At 72.3% G+C, this 17,387-nt stretch carries 20 protein-coding genes and 1 pseudogene; 10 read left to right on the forward strand and 11 right to left on the reverse strand.

Going from position 1 to position 17,387, the window contains the following annotated elements; genetic code table 11:
- Both H4696_RS25210 and H4696_RS25215 read right to left on the reverse strand, forming a co-directional pair.
- On the reverse strand, window positions 1–1,431 hold the full coding sequence (locus H4696_RS25210) for an alpha/beta fold hydrolase (protein WP_192782524.1): 1,431 nt from the start codon (window positions 1,429–1,431) through the stop codon (window positions 1–3).
- A 361-nt stretch (window positions 1,432–1,792) separates the two neighbouring features.
- On the reverse strand, window positions 1,793–2,497 hold the full coding sequence (locus tag H4696_RS25215; protein ID WP_086863088.1) for a FadR/GntR family transcriptional regulator: 705 nt from the start codon (window positions 2,495–2,497) through the stop codon (window positions 1,793–1,795).
- A 75-nt stretch (window positions 2,498–2,572) separates the two neighbouring features.
- On the opposite strand from H4696_RS25215, the gene H4696_RS25220 reads away from it, so the two are divergent.
- On the forward strand, window positions 2,573–3,448 hold the full coding sequence (locus H4696_RS25220) for a carbon-nitrogen hydrolase family protein (protein WP_086863089.1): 876 nt from the start codon (window positions 2,573–2,575) through the stop codon (window positions 3,446–3,448).
- Window positions 3,445–4,770 (forward strand): APC family permease, encoded by a 1,326-nt coding sequence (locus H4696_RS25225; protein ID WP_192782525.1) that lies wholly within the window; start codon window positions 3,445–3,447, stop codon window positions 4,768–4,770. Before H4696_RS25220 ends, H4696_RS25225 begins: the two co-directional genes overlap by 4 nt.
- A gap of 1 nt (window position 4,771) precedes the next feature.
- Here the strand turns inward: H4696_RS25225 and H4696_RS25230 are convergent, their stop codons facing one another.
- From H4696_RS25230 to H4696_RS25240, 3 genes are read right to left on the reverse strand one after another with little or no spacing between them, the layout of a single operon-like run.
- On the reverse strand, window positions 4,772–5,149 hold the full coding sequence (locus tag H4696_RS25230) for a DUF6234 family protein (protein ID WP_192782526.1): 378 nt from the start codon (window positions 5,147–5,149) through the stop codon (window positions 4,772–4,774).
- A gap of 2 nt (window positions 5,150–5,151) precedes the next feature.
- Window positions 5,152–5,529, reverse strand: a complete 378-nt coding sequence (locus H4696_RS25235) for a hypothetical protein (protein ID WP_086864486.1) — start codon at window positions 5,527–5,529, stop codon at window positions 5,152–5,154.
- Between the two features lie 43 nt (window positions 5,530–5,572).
- Entirely contained in the window at window positions 5,573–6,325 is a 753-nt protein-coding gene (locus H4696_RS25240; RefSeq protein WP_086864487.1) for an acyltransferase, read from the reverse strand.
- A gap of 53 nt (window positions 6,326–6,378) precedes the next feature.
- On the opposite strand from H4696_RS25240, the gene H4696_RS25245 reads away from it, so the two are divergent.
- Both H4696_RS25245 and H4696_RS25250 read left to right on the forward strand, forming a co-directional pair.
- Window positions 6,379–7,341, forward strand: coding sequence for a nucleoside hydrolase (locus H4696_RS25245; protein ID WP_086864488.1), 963 nt, complete (start codon window positions 6,379–6,381; stop codon window positions 7,339–7,341).
- 17 nt (window positions 7,342–7,358) lie between these two features.
- Complete coding sequence (locus H4696_RS25250; protein ID WP_086864500.1) at window positions 7,359–8,477, forward strand: C40 family peptidase; 1,119 nt, start codon at window positions 7,359–7,361, stop codon at window positions 8,475–8,477.
- Between the two features lie 10 nt (window positions 8,478–8,487).
- Here the strand turns inward: H4696_RS25250 and H4696_RS25255 are convergent, their stop codons facing one another.
- Window positions 8,488–9,303: an MBL fold metallo-hydrolase gene (locus tag H4696_RS25255; RefSeq protein WP_086864489.1), complete on the reverse strand. Its 816-nt coding sequence runs from the start codon at window positions 9,301–9,303 to the stop codon at window positions 8,488–8,490.
- A gap of 69 nt (window positions 9,304–9,372) precedes the next feature.
- On the opposite strand from H4696_RS25255, the gene H4696_RS25260 reads away from it, so the two are divergent.
- On the forward strand, window positions 9,373–9,900 hold the full coding sequence (locus H4696_RS25260; protein WP_086864490.1) for a hypothetical protein: 528 nt from the start codon (window positions 9,373–9,375) through the stop codon (window positions 9,898–9,900).
- On the opposite strand, the gene H4696_RS25265 is transcribed toward H4696_RS25260, so the two are convergent.
- The gene (locus H4696_RS25265) at window positions 9,885–10,268 is read right to left on the reverse strand and encodes a VOC family protein (RefSeq protein ID WP_086864491.1); all 384 of its coding nucleotides are present in this window, start codon (window positions 10,266–10,268) and stop codon (window positions 9,885–9,887) included. The genes H4696_RS25260 and H4696_RS25265 overlap by 16 nt on opposite strands.
- A gap of 59 nt (window positions 10,269–10,327) precedes the next feature.
- Between H4696_RS25265 and H4696_RS25270 the strand changes: the two genes are divergently transcribed.
- Window positions 10,328–10,957 (forward strand): winged helix-turn-helix transcriptional regulator, encoded by a 630-nt coding sequence (locus H4696_RS25270; protein WP_086864492.1) that lies wholly within the window; start codon window positions 10,328–10,330, stop codon window positions 10,955–10,957.
- On the opposite strand, the gene H4696_RS25275 is transcribed toward H4696_RS25270, so the two are convergent.
- Window positions 10,934–12,091 carry an MFS transporter gene (locus H4696_RS25275; RefSeq protein WP_086864493.1) on the reverse strand — a complete coding sequence of 386 codons (1,158 nt, stop codon included), beginning with the start codon at window positions 12,089–12,091 and terminating at the stop codon, window positions 10,934–10,936. The two genes, H4696_RS25270 and H4696_RS25275, sit on opposite strands and share 24 nt — an antisense overlap.
- A gap of 204 nt (window positions 12,092–12,295) precedes the next feature.
- Between H4696_RS25275 and H4696_RS51295 the strand changes: the two are divergent.
- The 4 genes and pseudogenes from H4696_RS51295 to H4696_RS25290 all read left to right on the forward strand — a co-directional run.
- Window positions 12,296–12,481 (forward strand): annotated as a pseudogene (locus H4696_RS51295) (maleylpyruvate isomerase family mycothiol-dependent enzyme); the annotation flags it as partial.
- A gap of 121 nt (window positions 12,482–12,602) precedes the next feature.
- Window positions 12,603–12,902 (forward strand): hypothetical protein, encoded by a 300-nt coding sequence (locus H4696_RS50280; RefSeq protein ID WP_249027214.1) that lies wholly within the window; start codon window positions 12,603–12,605, stop codon window positions 12,900–12,902.
- 27 nt (window positions 12,903–12,929) lie between these two features.
- Window positions 12,930–13,502 carry a PadR family transcriptional regulator gene (locus tag H4696_RS25285; protein ID WP_086864494.1) on the forward strand — a complete coding sequence of 191 codons (573 nt, stop codon included), beginning with the start codon at window positions 12,930–12,932 and terminating at the stop codon, window positions 13,500–13,502.
- Window positions 13,503–13,512: 10 nt separating this feature from the next.
- Window positions 13,513–14,937 (forward strand): FAD-dependent monooxygenase, encoded by a 1,425-nt coding sequence (locus H4696_RS25290; protein WP_086864495.1) that lies wholly within the window; start codon window positions 13,513–13,515, stop codon window positions 14,935–14,937.
- A 3-nt stretch (window positions 14,938–14,940) separates the two neighbouring features.
- On the opposite strand, the gene H4696_RS25295 is transcribed toward H4696_RS25290, so the two are convergent.
- From H4696_RS25295 to H4696_RS25305, 3 genes are read right to left on the reverse strand one after another with little or no spacing between them, the layout of a single operon-like run.
- A complete protein-coding gene (locus H4696_RS25295; protein WP_086864496.1) occupies window positions 14,941–15,459 on the reverse strand; it encodes a GNAT family N-acetyltransferase in 519 nt (172 codons plus the stop codon).
- 10 nt (window positions 15,460–15,469) lie between these two features.
- Entirely contained in the window at window positions 15,470–16,399 is a 930-nt protein-coding gene (locus tag H4696_RS25300; protein WP_086864497.1) for an SDR family NAD(P)-dependent oxidoreductase, read from the reverse strand.
- A 38-nt stretch (window positions 16,400–16,437) separates the two neighbouring features.
- On the reverse strand, window positions 16,438–17,343 hold the full coding sequence (locus H4696_RS25305) for a TetR/AcrR family transcriptional regulator C-terminal domain-containing protein (protein WP_249027213.1): 906 nt from the start codon (window positions 17,341–17,343) through the stop codon (window positions 16,438–16,440).
- Window positions 17,344–17,387: the final 44 nt, after the last annotated feature.

Raw genomic sequence — 17,387 nt, forward strand, 5'->3', positions numbered from 1 at the left:
TCAGGGTGTGGGCACGGGCGCCCCGGGGCAGGATTCCGACGTCGTCTTGCCCGTGTCGAAAAAAGCGACAGCGGCGTTCGCGCAGGTCAGCGACGACAGCGAGCCGTGGACGTCGTCCTCGATCGTCATGAGCTCGCCGCCGATCCGCTGCCGCATCGCGAGCGCCCAGCCGATCGGCGTGACGGGTTCGAAGGCGTGGCCGACGAGCTGCAGCGGGCTCTTCCCGGCGGTGAGCGCCCACGGCCGCGCGGGCAGCGGCCAGCCGACGCAGAGCTGCTCGTAGAGGCCGTAGCCGCCGGCGACCGGCAGCCGCTTCATCCGGTCGAGGCGGTGCTGCCAGACGGTCTCGAAGTCCCGCGGGCTCGGCGACTCGTTGCACAGGAGCGCCGTCTGCTGGAAGTGGTTGAACGCGTGCGGTTCGCCGTCCCAGCCGAGCTGCCCGGGTTGCTTCGCACTTTCGGGTGAAGCCGGGCCGCCGTCGCGAATCTGCGCGAGTTGCCGCGCCAGGCCCGCCCATTCGCGGCGCGGGTTGGCGAGCATGCCGTTGACGGTCGCGCCGTCGACGTCACCACGCGGGTGCGCGGTGAGTTCGGCCCGCAGGTCCAAGAGGGCTTTCGCGACGGCCGGTTCCGTGGTCCCGAATCGGTAAATGCTGTCGTACCTGGCGATCCACGAGGCGAAGTCGTGGAAGGTGTTCTCGCCGACGGTCGCCTGTCCGTCGTCCATCGCGGTGACGTTCAGGTCGGGCGGCATGACGGAGTCGAGCAGCATCTTGTCGACGTGGTCGTCGAAGAGCGTCCGGTACTGCGCGCCGAGCGCGGTGCCCCAAGAGACGCCGTAGTAGCCGATCTTGTCCTCGCCGAGCGCGAGCCGGATGCGGTCGAGATCGCGGGCGATGGTGGGCGTGGTCAGATTCCGGACGAACTCCGGGTGCGCGGCGACGCAGCGCCAGTTGGCCCGGGCCGCCCGCTCCGCGGCTTCGCGGGCCTTCGCCTTGTCGGGGACGCCCGGGTCCGGCTCCTGGACGTCGGCGGAACAGGGCACGTCGGCGCTGTAGCCGACCCCGCGGGGATCGAACCCGACGAGATCGTGGTGGACGCCGATGCCCCCGGCGTGACTGTCGGCGATGCTGCGCGGCATGTCGAGCCCGGACTGCCCGGGACCCCCGGGATTCAGCAGCACGGCCCCGTCCCGCGCCCCGCTCGCCCGGATCCGGCTGACGGCGATGTCGATTTTCGGACCACCGGGGTCGGCGTAGTCGAGCGGAACCGGCACGAGCGCGCACTCGGTCCGGCGGTCCCCGGGATCCCACCCCTTCGCGACGGTGGCACAGAGCTGCCACTCGACTTCGCCGGCGGCGGCGACCGCCGGGACGACGGGAAGCAGCGCCACGGCGGCGAGCAGCGGGACGGCGAACCGGGTGATCGACATGGGGCTCAGGCTGCCGGGCGGGGGTGGGAGGGGAGATCGGCCGATCAGCCGATGCTCGCCGCCGAACGGCCGGGATGGGGCGTGGACGGATTTCGACCAGGGCTCGCGCGGGCCGGGCTGGACGATTTCCGGCCAGCGCTGACGCAGCCGGGCCCGTGGACGGAAATCGACCAAGGTTCTGCGAGTCAGGCTGCGGGCGAACTGTCGACCGGGGCTCGCGCGGGCCGGGCTGGCGGTCGGGTTTCGGCAACGCCGCGCGCGGAGTCGGGCAGTGGTCGAATTCCGACCAGGGCCGGTGCGCGGGCCGAGGCTCGCGTGCGGCCGGACCGTGGGCGAAATTCGACCAGCCCGCTCGCTCAGGTCAGGCGAGGCCGACGAACATCGTGCGGTGGAGGCCGCCGACGTGCTTTCTCGTCACTCGCGCCGCCGCGTTCGGGTCGCCGGCCGCCAAGGCCTTCACCAGGCTCGCGTGTTCGCGGTTCGACTCGCGCAGTTTCTCCATCGGGTACGGCAGGTAAAACCGGTACAGCTCGGCCAGCACCGTCTCGTACTGGGCGACCGCGGCCGCGGGGCCGGGGGCCGCCACCGTCCGGTGGAACTCCGCGTCGAGTTCGTGGAACTCCGCCCAGTCCCGCACCGTGTCCATCCGGGCGACCAGCGCCCGCAGGCGCACGAGGTCCGGGGGCCGTTTGGCCACGAATTGGACCAAGCCCGACTCCAGCACCAGGCGGTGGTCGATCAGCTCGCGGACCTCGCCGGCCGACTCGCGGTAGGCGCCGACCTCGCTGACGCGGGAAGCCGGTGGGTGCTCGGCGACCAGAGTTCCGCCCGCGCGGCCACGGCGGCGTTCGATCAGGCCGTCCTCGGCCAGGGACTCCAGGGCCCGGCGCACGGTGATCTCCGCGACGCCGAGGGCCCGCGCGATTTCGCCGTTCGGCGGCAAGCGCTCCCCCGGCTTCAACAGCCCGAGCTCCACCGCGAGGGCGATCCGGGCGCGGACGGTGTCGAGCGCCGACAGCCGCCGGATTCCGGTCAGCGCGGGGGCGCTCAGGTCTGCCGTCGCCATGAAACGACCGTACCGCACAAACTGCTCATCTTGAGCACTCTTGTTTAACTGTTCAAGATGGACTATTTTTCGCCCATGCCGCGACCACTGCCGATCGCCCTGGTGCAAGCGCCGCCCCGGCCGGCCGGGGACTCCGGGTTCACCGGCGAGGTCGAGGACGTCCTTCGCGGATTTCCGGACACGCGCCTGGCCGCCTTCCCCGAGCTGCACCTCTGCGGCGTCGACGGCGAGGGCGACGAGCGCACCGCCCGGCTGCGGGCCGCCGCCGAGCCACTGCACGGGCCGCGGACGCGAGAGCTCGCCGAACTGGCCGGTGACCTGGGGATCTGGCTCGCGCCCGGCACCGTTTGCGAAAAAGGTGACCACGGCGAGCTCTTCAACACCGCCCTGGTCTTCTCCCCACAGGGCGAGCTCGCCGGCTGGTACCGCAAGGTCTTCCCGTGGCGGCCGCACGAGCCGTACGACCCCGGCGACCGGTTCGTCGTCGCCGATCTGGCCGACGCCGGGCGCGTCGGGTTCTCCATCTGCTACGACGCCTGGTTCCCCGAGGTGACCCGGCACCTCGCCTGGATGGGCGCCGAACTCGTGCTTAACCCCGTGCAGACGACGACGCCGGACCGCGCCCAGGAACTCGTGCTGGCCCGGGCGAACGCCATCGTCAACCAGGTCTTCGTCGCCAGCGTGAACACGGCCGGGCCGGTCGGGATGGGCGACAGCCTGCTCGTCGGGCCCGAAGGGGACGTCCTCGGCGCGTTGCCGGGAAACGACCACGGCGTCCTCTCCCACACGATCGACCTCGACGAGGTGGCGCGCGTGCGCCGTGAGGGCACCGCGGGCACCAACCGCGTGTGGGCGCAGTTCACCCCGGACGACGCGCCCCTTGACCTGCCGCTCTACCAGGGCCGGATCGAGCCGGACCGCTGGCGCCCACGAGGAGGAGACGACCGATGACCACCACAGCCGCGGCCCCGGCCGCGCTGCAGCGACGGCTCGGGCTGCCCGGCGTCGTCCTGTTCGGGCTCGCCTACATGGCGCCGCTGATCGTGCTCGGCACCTTCGGGATCGTCGCGACGACGACCGAGGGCACCGTCCCCTCCGCGTACCTGCTGGCACTGGTCGCCATGCTGTTCACGGCCGCGAGCTACGGGAAGATGGCCGCCACGCACCCGGTCGCGGGCTCCGCCTACACCTATGTCCGGAAATCGGTCGACGCGCGCGCCGGCTTCCTCGTCGGGTGGGCGGTGCTGCTCGACTACTTCTTCCTGCCGATGGTGATCTGGCTGATCGGCGGTGCCTACCTCTCGGCCGAGTTCCCGTCGGTGCCCAATTGGATCTGGTTGATCACTTTCATCGCGCTGACCACGATCCTGAACGTCCTGGGCATCAAGATCGCGGAGAAGGCCAACTTCGTCCTGATGGCCTTCCAGCTGCTGGTGATCGGCTTCTTCGTCGTTCTTTCGGTCAAACAGGTGCTGCACCTCGGCGGCTCGCTCGCGAGCACGCAGCCGTTCTTCCACCCCGGCAGCACGCTGGGCACGATCTCCGGCGGCGCCGCGCTCGCGACGTACTCGTTCCTCGGGTTCGACGCCGTGACGACGTTGACCGAAGAAACGACCGAGCCGCGCAAGACGATTCCCCGGGCCATCCTGCTGACCGCGCTGATCGGCGGGGGCATCTTCATCGTGCTGGCCTACTTCACCCAGCTCGCGCACCCGGGCAGCACGTTCGGCGACGAGTCGTCCGCCGCGTTCGAAATCGCGACGACGATCGGCGGGAACCTGTTCGCGTCGTTCTTCCTCGCCGGGCTCGTCGTGGCCCAGTTCGCGTCGGGGATCGCCGCGCAGGCGAGCGCGTCGCGGCTGATGTTCGCCATGGGCCGGGACGGCGTGCTGCCGCGGGTCTTCGGGAAGCTGCAGCCGCGGTTCGCGACGCCGGTGTTCGGGATCGTCCTCACCGGACTCGTGGGGCTGGTCGCGCTGTCGCTGGACGTCAGCACCTCGACGTCGTTCATCAACTTCGGCGCGTTCACCGCGTTCACGTTCGTCAACGTCAGCGTGCTGGCGACGTGGCTGCGCGACCGGTCGGGAAAACGCGTGCTGACCTGGGTGGTCTTCCCGGTGATCGGCGCCGTGGTCGATTTGTGGCTACTGGTCAACCTCGACGGCATCGCGCTGGTGTTCGGCCTGGTCTGGCTGGCGATCGGCGTCGTCGTGCTGGCCGCGATCACCCGCGGCTTCCGGCGGCCGCCGCCGGAGATGACGTTCGAGGAGTGACTCAGGGACAGTCGCTCTCGCCACCGCTGCGCTCGACGCAATGGGTGGGCTCCGGCGGCGGGGGCGGCGCGTGGTGGGTCTGGGCCCACCGCACCGGCGCCACGACGGCGACCACCGCGAGGCAGACTCCGTAGAACCAGGTCCAGCCCCGCCGCCGGGTGGTCGCCGAAATGACCACGCCCAGGACGGGGATGCCCGCCCCGAGCCAGGACGCCCAGGTGAAGGTCGCGCTCGCCGCCGCGGGGTCGCCGGGGCCGAGCCCGATGCCGTACGCCGTCGCGGCGCCCAGCAAGAACATCAGCGGGACGAGGATCAGCCACACCACCGCGCCCACCGCGAGCAGGACGGCCGCGGCCATGTCGCCGAAATCGCGCCACACCGTCAGCCGCCCGGGCAGTCGTTGCCGCCGCCGCTGTGCTCGACGCAGTGGCGCGGTCCCGGGGGTGGTGGCGGGGCGTGCCGGAGGTCGTCGGCCCACGAAAGCAGCGCGATCGCTGCCGCCAGGGTGAGGCAAATGCCGAAGAACCACGTCCAGCCACGACGTCGCGTTGTCGCCGAAACGACCACGCCCACCAGCGGGAGTCCCGCGCCGAGCCAGGACGCCCACTTCAAGTAGCCGCGGGCGCCGTCGCCGACCTCGCCGAACGCCGGGATGCTCGCCAGGAAACCCAGCAGCACCAGGAACGGGACGACGAGCAGCAGGCCCACGGCGCACACCGCGACGACGAGCGACGACCACGCGGTCCGGATCTCCCCCACCGGATCAGTATGTCCGGGAAAGCGACGAACGACTTGAGTAGATCTACTGCTCGAGGGTCTTCTGCAGCGCCTTGTTCGCCTTCCGTGCCATGTCGGCGACGGCTTCCCGCCGGGCCGCGTCGGCCGCGTAGTCCTCTTCGCGGTTGCGCACCACACGGGCCGGCGCGCCGACCGCGATGGAGTAGTCCGGGATGTCACCGCGGACGACCGCGTGCGCGCCCAGCACCGAGCCGCGGCCGATGCGGGTGCCCTTCAGGACGCTGACCTTGGTGCCGAGCCACGTGTCCGGGCCGATGCGGACCGGCGACTTCACGATGCCCTGGTCCTTGATCGGGACGTGGATGTCGGCGATGACGTGGTCGAAGTCACAGATGTACACCCAGTCGGCGACCAGGGTGGCCGCGCCGAGCTCGATGTCGAGGTAGCAGTTGATGACGTTCTGGCGGCCGAACACGGACTTGTCGCCGATCCGCAGCGAACCCTCGTGGCAGCGGATGGCGTTGCCGTCGCCGATGTGGACCCAGCGGCCGATCTCCAGGCGCCCGTAACCCGGGCGGCAGTGGATCTCGACGTTCTTGCCGAGGAAGAGCATCCCGCGCAGGATGATGTGCGGGTTGGCGAGCCGGAACTTGAGCAGCCGGTAGTACCGGACGAGGTACCAGGGCGTGTACGCGCGGTTGCGCAGCACCCAGCGCAGCGAGTCGGCGGTCAGGAACTTCGCCTGCCGCGGGTCCTGCCGGGCACGGCGCCAGGCCCGCACCCGCGACAGCGCGGGCGCACCCCACATCGACGTCATGCCCGTGACCGTAACCTGTGTGCGGGACGGGTTCACAGGCAAGGGGAGCGTGGATGGGCACGAAGCTGATCATCGACACCGACCCGGGCGTCGACGACGCGCTGGCGATCGCGCTGGCGGCGCTGTCACCGGACGTCGACCTGCTGGGCGTCACGTCGGTGTTCGGCAACGTGCCCCTGGACCGCACGACTTCGAACGCGCGACGGCTGCTGGAGCTGTTCGGCCGCGCCGACGTGCCGGTGGCCGCGGGGTCGGCGCGCCCGCTGGTGTACTCCAAGCCGCGCGACGCGAAGGAGGTCCACGGCGGCGACGGCCTGTCGGGGCACTCCTACACGCTGCCCGAGGCGAGCCGTCCCCTCGAGGAACGCGACGCCGTCCGCCTCATGCTGGACCTGCTGGACTCCTCGGACGAGCCGGTGACCATCGCCCCGATCGGCCCGCTGACGAACATCGCCGCGCTGCTCGCGGCCCACCCGGGCGCGGCGGCGAAGATCGCGCGGCTGGTGATCATGGGCGGCGGGGTGACCTTCGGCAACAGCACGACCGCCGCCGAGTTCAACATCTGGAGCGACCCCGAGTCGGCGCGGCGGGTGCTCGTCGAGGAGGACGTGCCGGTGGTGCTGGTCCCGCTCGACCTGACCCACCGCTGCGCCGTCGACGGCGAATGGCTGGCGAAGCTCGCGGCGTCGGGCCCGGTCGGCGCCACTCTCGAAGGCCTCACCTCGACCTACCGGCAGCACTACACGCGCGTGTTCGGCGAAGACCGGATGGTCATGCACGACGCCGTCGCGGTCGCCGAGGCGATCTCGCCGGGCATCCTGCGGACCGAGACCTACCGCGTCGACGTCGACTGCGGGCTCGGCCCGGCGCGCGGGCAGACCCTGGTCGACCGGCGGCGGCTCGGCGAAGACGATCCGCAGTTCTCCCCCGGCCGCCCGATCGAGGTCGCGGTGGACACCGACCTCGACGGCCTGCGCGGCTTCGTCCTGGACCGGCTCACCGGAGCCGCGCGGTGAGCGACGAGCCCGAGGTCGTGCCGGAAGAGACGCCCGAGCCCCGCCGCCGGAAGGCCGCCGTCGTGGTGGCCGCCGTGGTCGTGGTCGCCGCCGCGCTGGTGGTCGGCGTGCAGTTCGCGCCGAAGCAGCAGGAGACGACGAACGCGGCCGCGACGGCGACGCCCACGCCGTCTGTCGCGAAAACGACCACGCCGCCGCAGACGTCCGCGCCGCCGAAGGTGCCGGAGGCGAGCGAGTTCGACGCCTGGGCGTCCAAGACCAGCCAGTGGCTCGACATCCCGCTGCGCGCGATGGTCGGCTACGCGAAGGCCACGACGAAGCTCGGCAAGGACGTCCCGGGGTGCCACCTGTCCTGGGTGACGCTGGCCGCGGTCGGAAAAGTGACCACGGACCACGGGCGGGCGCAGGGCGGGCAGTTCGGCACCACCGGCGTGCTGGACAAGGCGCTCGGCACCATCGAGGTACGCGACTTCTACAACAAGGTCGTCTCGACGGCGAACGCCGCCGGGCCGATGCAGCTGTCGCCGGCGATCTGGGGCAAGTACCAGGCGAGCTACGCGGGCGGGAAGCCCGATGTCCAGAACATCGACGACGCGGCGCTGACCACCGGCCGCGCGCTCTGCGCCGACGGCCACGACCTGTCCCAGGGCCAGGTGTGGTGGGACTCGGTCAGCACGCTGCAGGCGGCGCCGCTGTTCCTGCACCGCACGCTGGCGACCGTCAACGTCTACGGGACGGTCGGCCAGGGCGCGGCGGCGCCGAACGCGGCGGTGCTGAGCGCGGTGAACTTCGCCATCGACAAGATCGGCCTCCCCTACATCTGGGGCGGCAACGGCACCGGCGGCAACGACCCGGGCTTCGACTGCTCGGGCCTGACGACGGCGGCGTACGCGAGCGCCGGGGTCAAGCTGATGCGCACGGCCGACACGCAGTTCCGGAGCGTCCCGCACGTGACGGACCCGCAGCTGGGCGACCTGATCTTCTACGGCGAGCCGGCGACGAAGATCCACCACGTCGGGCTGTACATCGGCAACCAGCAGATGATCGACGCGCCGCAGACGGGCCAGGCGGTCCAGGTGCACTCGTACCGCAAGGAAGGCGACGACTACGCGGGAGCCGGCCGCCCGACGGCCTGAGTCCCGCGGGTCAGCCGAGGTGGTCGTTGGCCCCGCTGACCCAGGCGATGTACCGCTCGGCCGACCGGCGCACCGCGTTCTTGGCGTCGTCGAGGACCGTCGCGCCCAGGAGGCTGTAGAGGCGGTCGAACTCGTAGGGCTCGAGGCGGTCCACGATGCGCCGCACCAGGCCCGCGGAGAGCGGGATCCGGTTGGGGTAGCTGCGCATGAACGTCACCCAGCCGGCGGCGGGGACCGGGACGATGGTGTCGCCGGTCAGCAGGACGCCTCCGGTTTCGGTCACGACGTGCGCCACCGCGGCGCCCGGGAAGTGCCCGCCCGCCTCGACGAGGGTGACGCCGGGCAGGACTTCTTCGGTGCCGGACCACTCCCGGATGACGGGGTCTTCGCGCCGCACCCACGCCCGGTCGGCGGTGTGGACCAGGACGGGGACGCCGCCCAGCCGGTGGCTCCAGCCGACCTGCGAGCCGTACATGTGCGGGTGGCTCGCGACGATCACGGCCGCGCCGCCCAGCTCCTCGAGCGTCGTGGCCAGCGCCGGGTCGAGGTGGTTCGGCGGGTCCCAGAGCAGGTTGCCGCGGGCGGTCCGGACGAGGTGCGTCCACTGGCCGATGCCGAACGGGGGTTCGCGGTTGAACCGGTGCAGGCCGGGTTCCGGTTCCTCGTGCACGATCGCGTGGCCCTCGAGCTCGCCGGGGGTGGTCCACACCTGCCCCGAGGCGGGCACCCACTGCCGCTCGTCGGCGCAGATCGCGCAGTCGCCGGGCGGGGGTTGTTCGGTGTCGGGGTGTTCGACGCCGCAGGTCCCGCAGATCCAGATCGTCATGACGCCAGTCTCGAAGCTCCAGCATGGTGGAGGTCAAGGCGGCCGCGGGCGGGCTGGGAGAATCCCGTCATGGACTCGGGGACGACCACGCAGCTGATCACCGTGGGGGCCACGCTGGGCGGCGTCGTGCTCACCTTGCTGACCACCACGTTCGTCGAAAGCCGCAAGCTGAAGGCGGCCCAGCGCATCGAAGAGCGCAAGCGCGCGGCGGACCACGCCGACTGGCTGCGCGACGAGCGCGTGAAGGCCTACGCGAGCTTGTCGACGGCGAGCGAAGAAGCCTTCCAGCTCGTCAGGTCGGAATTCGTCAAGCTGCCCGCGAACCGGGCCGAGATCGAGACCCGGTGGCGCGAGCGGCGCTCCGAGCTGCGCAAGGCGCACAACCAGGTGGCGTTGCTGGGCACCGAAGAGCCGCGGCGGCGCGGCAAGGAGCTGTGGAAGGCGGCCCGCAACGGTGCCAACGACGTCTTCGCCGAACTGGACGCCGGAGCGTCGGCCGTGCCGCGGGAAAGCCTCGATCGGGTGCTGTCGGGGATCAGCGACGCCGGTGACCGCTTCCTGGAGGCGTGCCGCGCCGACGTTCAGGGAGCTCGCTGAACGTCGGCCGGGCCCGCCAGGCCCACCAGGTTGCCCTGCGGGTCGGTGAACTGGGCGACCACCAGGTCGCGCCCGGGTGCGCGGTCCGGGCCCAGCCGGCGGGTGCCGCCGAGGCGCTCGGCCTCCGCCAGCGCCGCCGCGACGTCCGGGACGCCCACGTAGAACACCACGTGGCTCTCGTACCCCGCACCGCCGCCGACGCCGCCGGGGATGGTTCCGGATTCGACGAAGCCGTAGCCGGGTTCCGACACCTGGGCCGACACCGGCGCCGAGGTGTCGAATTCCCAGCCGAACAGCTCGCCGTAGTACCCGCGCAGGCTCGCCGGGTCGGGTCCGATGATCTCGAAGTGCACGACAGGTCGGCTCATACCGGCACCGTACGCCCGGCTAGTTGTTAAAAACAACCACTGAGTTGTATTTTGAAAGCATGCCGACGAGCCGCAGCTACGGGGACGCCTGCACGATCGCCCGCGCGCTGGACGTCGTCGGGGAACGGTGGGCCCTGCTCGTCGTGCGCGAGCTGCTTCTCGGGCCGCAGCGGTTCTCCGACGTCCGGCGCGCGCTGCCGGGCGCGAGCACGAACCTCGTCACCGACCGGCTACGGGAACTCGAAGGGCACGGCGTCGTCGCCCGGCGGAAGCTGCCGCCGCCGGCCGGGTCCACCGTCTACGAGCTGACCGGCTGGGGGCGCGAGCTGGAACCCGTCGTGCTCGCCCTCGGGGCTTGGGGTGGCGGCATTCCGCGACCACCGGACGCACACCTCGGCACGACGTCCGTGCTGCTGTTCCTCCGCGGCGGCGCGCAGCCTCGCGGCGCCGCCTGCTACCGCGTCGAACTCGACGCTCGCGTGTGGACGGTCCGCACCGAGCCGGGCCGCCTCACCGTCGAGCCCGGCGCGCCCGAGTCGCCGGACGCCACGATCCGCACCGACCCGCCGACGCTGAACGCGCTGCTCGAAAAGCCGTCGGACCTCGACGCCGCGATCGCGGACGGCCGCGTCGCAGCGAGCGGCGACCGGAAAGCCCTCCGGCGGCTACTGCGCGAGCGGCTGACGTGACCGGACCCGCAGCGACGGGGCGAGGAAGACGATCCCGAAGGTGACCACGACCGCCGACGACAGCGCCCAGTGCAGGCCGACGCGGGTGGCCAGCGCGCCCACCAGCACCGGCTCCACCAGGAAGCCCAGGTAGCCGCACGCCGCGACCGCGGCGACCGCCCGGCCCGGCGCGTCCGCCTGCTTCCGGCTCGCCGCGCTCCACGCGATCGGCACGATCCCGGCCACGCCCAGCCCCACCACCGCGAAGCCGAGCACGCCCATGACCGGCCACGGCACGGCGAGGACCACGGCGAACCCGAGCACCGCGACCGCGGCCGCCACGCGGACGAACGCGACCGGCCCCGTCCGCGCCACGACGCGGTCGGCGACCAGGCGGACCGCGATCATCGTCGCCGAGAAGGCGAAGTAGCCCAGGGAAGCCAACGCGGGCGTCGCGCCGGTGACGTCGGCGAGGTACACCGCGCTCCAGCTGTTGACCGCGCCTTCGGCGACGAACCCGCAGAACGCGATCACGCCCAGCGGCACCAGCGCCCGGCTCGGCCACGCGAACGCCGCGTCGCCCTGGCCGCGGTCGGCGCCGGTCAGGAACCGGGTGCGGGCCGCCCACAGCGCGAGCGCGAGCAGCGCCGCGCCGGCGAGCGGGAAGTGCACCGACACCGGGACGTGCGCGGCCTCCATCAGCGCGTCGACGCCCGAACCGGCGAGGCCGCCGATGTTCCAGAACGCGTGGAAGCCGGCGAAGATCGGGCGCCCGTAGCCCTCCTCGACGCGGGCGGCGTGCGCGTTCATCGCGACGTCGAGCAGGCTGTTGCCGACGCCGAGCACGACGAGCGCGGCGACGAACACCGGCGCCGACCAGGCGAACGCGACCAGCGGCAGTCCCGCGCACAGCACGACCGCGCCCAGGACGACGGCCGCGCGGCTGCCGATCCGGGTCAGCAGCGCGCCCGCGCCCAGCAGTGCCAGCACCGACCCGGCGGCCAGGCCGAAGAGCCCGGTCGCCAGCGCGGCCGTACTCAGCCCCAGCTGCTCCTGCACCGCCGGCACCCGGGCCAGCCAGGTCGCGAACGCGGCGCCGCACACCGCGAACACGACCGAAACCCCCAGGCGGGCACGTTTCAAGTCACCCGTCACCCCGCCACCCTACGGACCGGGCCGCCCTTCGGGGCAGCGGAGCGTGACCCCATGGCCGCCGCGTGCCGGGCTACCGTGGCGGGGTGAAGACGTTGAGCCACGACCGGCCGGCCGTCGCACTCCTCGGCGAAGCGGACCGGTTCGCCGGCGACGATCGCGGGCGCCGCGCCGGATTCGCGCGCCCCCACTTATCCTGAATGGACAGTGCGCAACCTGGCCCTGCACGTCGGGGTGGCGTACCACAAGTCGGCCACGATCATCCTGAGCCGTCCCACGGGTTACGTGCCGTTCGAGGCCGTCACGATCGACGAGCCGCCCGGGTTCGCCGGCCTCGGCGACTGGCTCCGCGACGGCGCCGCACGGCTCGTCGCCGCGGTGACCGAGGTCGGCCCCGAGACGCCGACGTCGACCTGGACACCCGATCGCCACCGGCACGCCGTACGACGTCGACGCCGAGCTCGCCGCGGACGGCATCGCCGAAGGCCTCGGCCTGATCACCGTCTTCTCGCGGCTGCGGCACCCGGCGCTGGACCGGACGCCGCTGCGGGGCACCGGCGAGACGCTGCTGTTCCACGCGACCGACCCGGATCTCGCGTGGCTGGCCCGGCGGACGCCGTCGGCGGTCGAGGTGAGCGACGGGCCCGGCGCGGCCGACGTGGTCGTCGAAGGGTGGGCGGCCGACCTGCTCCTCGCGCTGAACGGACGGCTCGCCGCGGACGACCCGCGGATCCGCGTGTCCGGGGACGCGGCGCTGTTCCGGCACTGGCTGGCGCACACGCGCTTCCAGGCGGGCTTGACGGCGGGCATATAGTCGGTTCCGACTGATAGGGAGCGACTAGTGGCGCGCAAGATCCGGAACACCCTCGCCCTGGCGCTGCTCGGCCTGCTGCTGGAACGCCCGATGCACCCGTACGAAATGGCGTCCACGCTGCGCGAGCGGTACAAGGACACGAGTTTCAAGATCAACCCCGGTTCGCTCTACGACACCGTGGAGTCGCTGGCGAAGCACCGCTGGATCGAGCCGGTCGAGACGGTCCGGGCGGGCAACCGGCCGGAGCGGACCGTCTACGCGCACACCGAACTCGGCCGCCAGGAGTTCATCGCGTGGCTCGACGAACTGGTCCGCGAACCGGTCGCGGAGTACCCGAAGTTCGTCGCGGCAGTGAGCTACCTCGGCGCGCTGGGGCCGGACCGCGCCGCCGACGCGCTGGAGGAACGGGCTCGTCATCTGGCCGAACGCATCGAGGGCGCGGACACCGCGCTGGCCGAGACGGTCGGCAAGGGCGCGCCGCGGCTGTTCATGATCGAGGTCGAGTTCGTCCGGCACGCCTGGCAGGCCGAGCTCGACTGGGCCCGCCGCACGGCCGCCGAAATCCGCGCCGGCTCCCTGCCCTGGCCCGAACACCCCTGAGGGGAAGACCATGCTCGAAACCGACGTCCTCATCGCCGGTGCCGGCCCGGCCGGCCTGCTGCTCGCCGCGGAACTCGCGCTGGCGGGCGTCCGCACCACGATCGTCGAACGCCACCCGGAACGCCCGCCGTACTGCCGCGGGTTCAACCTGAATTCGCGCGCGCTGGACCTGCTGGCCCGGCGCGGGCTGGCCGGCGGACTGGTCACCGAGGGGCACCGGGTCCCGCACGCCCCGGTCACCGGCCTGCCCGGCCCGCTGCTGCTCGACGGCGTGGCGACCGATCACCCGTTCTCGCTGGGCATCCCGCAAACGCGCGTCGAGGAGGTCCTGGAGGCGCGGGCACTGGAGCTCGGCGCCGAAATCCTGCGCGGCCACGAGCTGCTTTCCTTCACCCAGGACGATTCCGGGGTCACCGCGTCGATCCACAATGGACTTTCTGTCCGAGCGCGGTACCTGGCCGGCTGCGACGGCGGGCGCAGCACGGTGCGCAAGCAGGCCGGGATCGGTTTCCCCGGCGTGGCCGCGCGCTGGTTCGCGCTGCTCGCCGACGTCGAATGCGAGCTGCCGTACGGGCCTTCGGCCGGTCCGGACGGCCGGACGGTGTTCGTCATCCCGCGGCCCGGGTACGTCCGGATCGTCGTCCGGGAGGACGAGCCGCCCGCGGACAAGGACACGCCGGTCACGCTGGAACTGGTGCAGGCCCAGGTGGACGCGGTGCTGGGACGGCACGTTCCGCTGCGCGCACCGCGCTGGCTGAGCCGCTTCGGCGACGCGGCGCGCCTGGCCTCTCGGTACCGTGAAGGCCGCGTGCTGCTGGCCGGGGACGCGGCGCACATCCACCCGCCGGCGGGCGCGATCGGGGTGAACGTGGCGCTGGACGACGCGTTCAACCTCGGCTGGAAGCTCGCGGCGACGGTGCGCGGGACGGCACCTTCGGGGCTCCTCGACACGTACCACGCCGAGCGGCATGCCGCGGGCGAACGGATTCTGGCCAACACCCGGGCGCAGGTCGCTTTGGAGGAGGCGGCCGGGGAGCCGTGGGCCGATTTGCTGCGGCGGGTGGCGGCGCACCCGGCGGGGAACCGGGCGCTGACCGAGATCATCACCGGGTTGGACGCTTGTTACGAGACCGGTGGGCATCCTTGGCTGGGGCGGTTGGCGCCGGATGTTTCGCTGACCGTCTCGGGTCGATCGACGCAGTTGGCGGCGCTGCTGCATTCCGGGCGGCCGGTGCTGGTGGATTTCGCCGGGGCGTTCGGTGGCTGGTCGGCGGGGGTCGAGGTGGTGGCGGCTTCGTCCGGTTTGGACATTGGTGGGGTGCTTCTGCGGCCGGATGGGCATGTCGCCTGGGTGACCGAGGGTACGGACGACAGCGGGCTCGCGGAGGCTTTACGGCGGTGGGTCGGCGATGTGCCGGTCCCGGCGTCCGCTTAGCGGTCAGCGCGGGCGGTCCAGCACCGCCCGCTGCTCGACCCGCCCGTCCAGCGTGAACTTGCTGTGCGGTGTGAACCCCAGCTTCGCCACCACCCGGGCCGACGCCGTGTTCGCCGGTTCGTACACCGCCAGCAGGCGGTCCGCCCAGCCCGAGGCGAAAGCCTTGTCCCGCACCGCCGAAGTCGCCTCGGTGGCGTAACCCCGGCCCCAGCCCGAGGGGGCGATCCACCAGCCCATTTCCACCGCCGGTGTCCCCAGGCCCGACTCGACGGCACCGCGGCGGACCAGGGAGACCACGCCGTCGAACGATCCCGGGGTGACCGAAACCGCGAACCAGCCGAAACCGTGGGTTTCCCAGTGGGCCAGCGTCGCGCGGTGCTTGCCCAGGGTGTATTCGTGGCTCCACGGCTCGCCGGTCCCGACGTAGCGGACCGTCTCCGGGAGCTGGGCCAGCGCGAACAAGCCGTCGAAGCAGGCTTCGGACCACGCGTGCAGCGTGAGGCGTTCCGTGGTGATCAGCACCGGCCCGAGTTTAGGCGTGCGCCGTCTTCCCGCCATCGATCACCAGCTGCGCGCCCGTCATGTAGGGGAAGTCGCCCGAGGCCAGCGCCAGTGCGAAGACCGCGATCTCGTCCGCCGTCGCCATCCGCTTCAGGCCCGGCACGTTCGACAGCGCCCAGTTCGCCGCCGTCGCTTCCCAGACCGGGTCCGGGAGGGCCATCGCGCCGCCGGCCCGGCGCACCAGTTCCGTGTTCGTCGTGCCCGGGACCAGGGCGTTGACGCGGATCCCGTCCGCCGCGTAATCCAGCGCCGCCGTCTGGACCAAGCCGACCAGGCCGCGCTTCGACGCCGTGTACGCCGCGCGACCCGCGTCCGTGGCCAGCGCGTTGGACGACGCCGTCACCACCACCGTGCCGCCGCCCGCCGCCTTCAAGTGCGGGACCTCGTACTTCAGCGCCAGGAAATTGCCGCGCAGGTTGGTGCCCACGACGTCGTCCCACTCCGCGGCGCTGTACTCGTGCAACGGCTTCTGGACGGTCACGCCCGCGTTGTTGAAGCACACGTTCAGCCCGCCGTACTTCGCCGCGATCGTGTCGACAAATCGCTTCACGTCGGCTTCCGACCGGACGTCGGCGCGCACATACGTCGCTTCGCCGCCCGCCGAACGGATCTCGCGCTCGAGCGCGGCGCCGAGGTTCTCGCGGCGCCCGCAGAAGCCGACCTTGCCGCCTTCGGCCGCGAACCGCAGTGCCGCCGCGCGGCCGATGCCCGAAGTCGCGCCGGTGATCAGCACGGCCTTGCCCGCGAACCGGCGGGCCGCCGACGGCCCGATCTGGGGCGTCTTCGCCCCGCCCTGCACCAACCCGACCCCGGCGACCGCGCCGACGCCGGCCGCGATGCCGCTGGTGGCCAGCAGGCGGCGACGGCCGTAGCGGCGGGGTTCTTCCTTGCTCTCGCTCATGCTGCCAGCGTGGCGGCGCCGGCCTGCGCGGCCATCCGTCAAAGCGACTGGTGTTCGCCCAGCAGCACCGCGATGCCGTCGAGCTGGTGGCGCAGCCCGAACTCGAACGCCTCGTCGAGGCCGACGTCCGCGACGCCGGTCATCACCTCGGCGAGCACCGGGAACCGGCCCGACTCCAGGTAACCCGCGAGCAGCGCCATGTCCGCCGCCAGCCGCTGGTCGCCCGTGATGCCCGTGTCCTGCTCGGCCTGGACCTCGAACGCGTTGCTCACCGCCAAGCCGCCGACCCAGCCGTTGAGCGTCATCACGACCTGCAGCTTCACCCGCCGTCGCAGGCCGGTGCCGGCCAGTGCGCGCAGCGACCAGTCGAGCAGGCGGAGCCCCGCCGCCAGGACCGGCGGCCGGACGAGCGAGTTCAGCAGGATCGGCGCGAGCCAGGGGTGCCGCCGGTACGCGCGCCACTGCGCGCGGGCGGCCAGCTCGAGGCGCGGCCGCCACGGCGCCGGGCCCGGCTCCGGCAGCTCCGCCTCCCCCAGCGCCGTGTCGGCCATCAGCCGGAGCAGCTCGTCCTTGTCGGGCACATGCCGGTAGAGCGCCATCGGCCCGACGCCCAGCTCCGCGGCGAGCCGCCGCATCGACAGCGCGGACAGGCCCTCGGCGTCGGCGAGGGCGATCGCCGCGCGTACCAGGCCGTCCCGGCCCAGCGGCGCCTTGACCGGCGTCCGGTCGGCGACGACGGTGCCGCTGCCCGGGACCGCGCGCACCCAGCCCTGGTCCCCCAGCGCGGACAGCGCTTTCGCGGCGGTCGCCATCGCGACACCCCACTCGCGGACCAGCGCGCGCGTCGACGGGACGCGGTCGCCGGGCCGCAGCTCGCCGGCGGAAATCCGGCGGCGCAGGTCCGCCGCGATCCGCAGGTACGGCGCCTGCTCGGCCACGAACACCTCGATCCGTACTAGAACACTTGCCCCAGCCACCTAGAACGGTT

This window comes from Amycolatopsis lexingtonensis, from assembly GCF_014873755.1.
Taxonomy (GTDB): Bacteria; Actinomycetota; Actinomycetes; order Mycobacteriales; family Pseudonocardiaceae; genus Amycolatopsis; species Amycolatopsis lexingtonensis.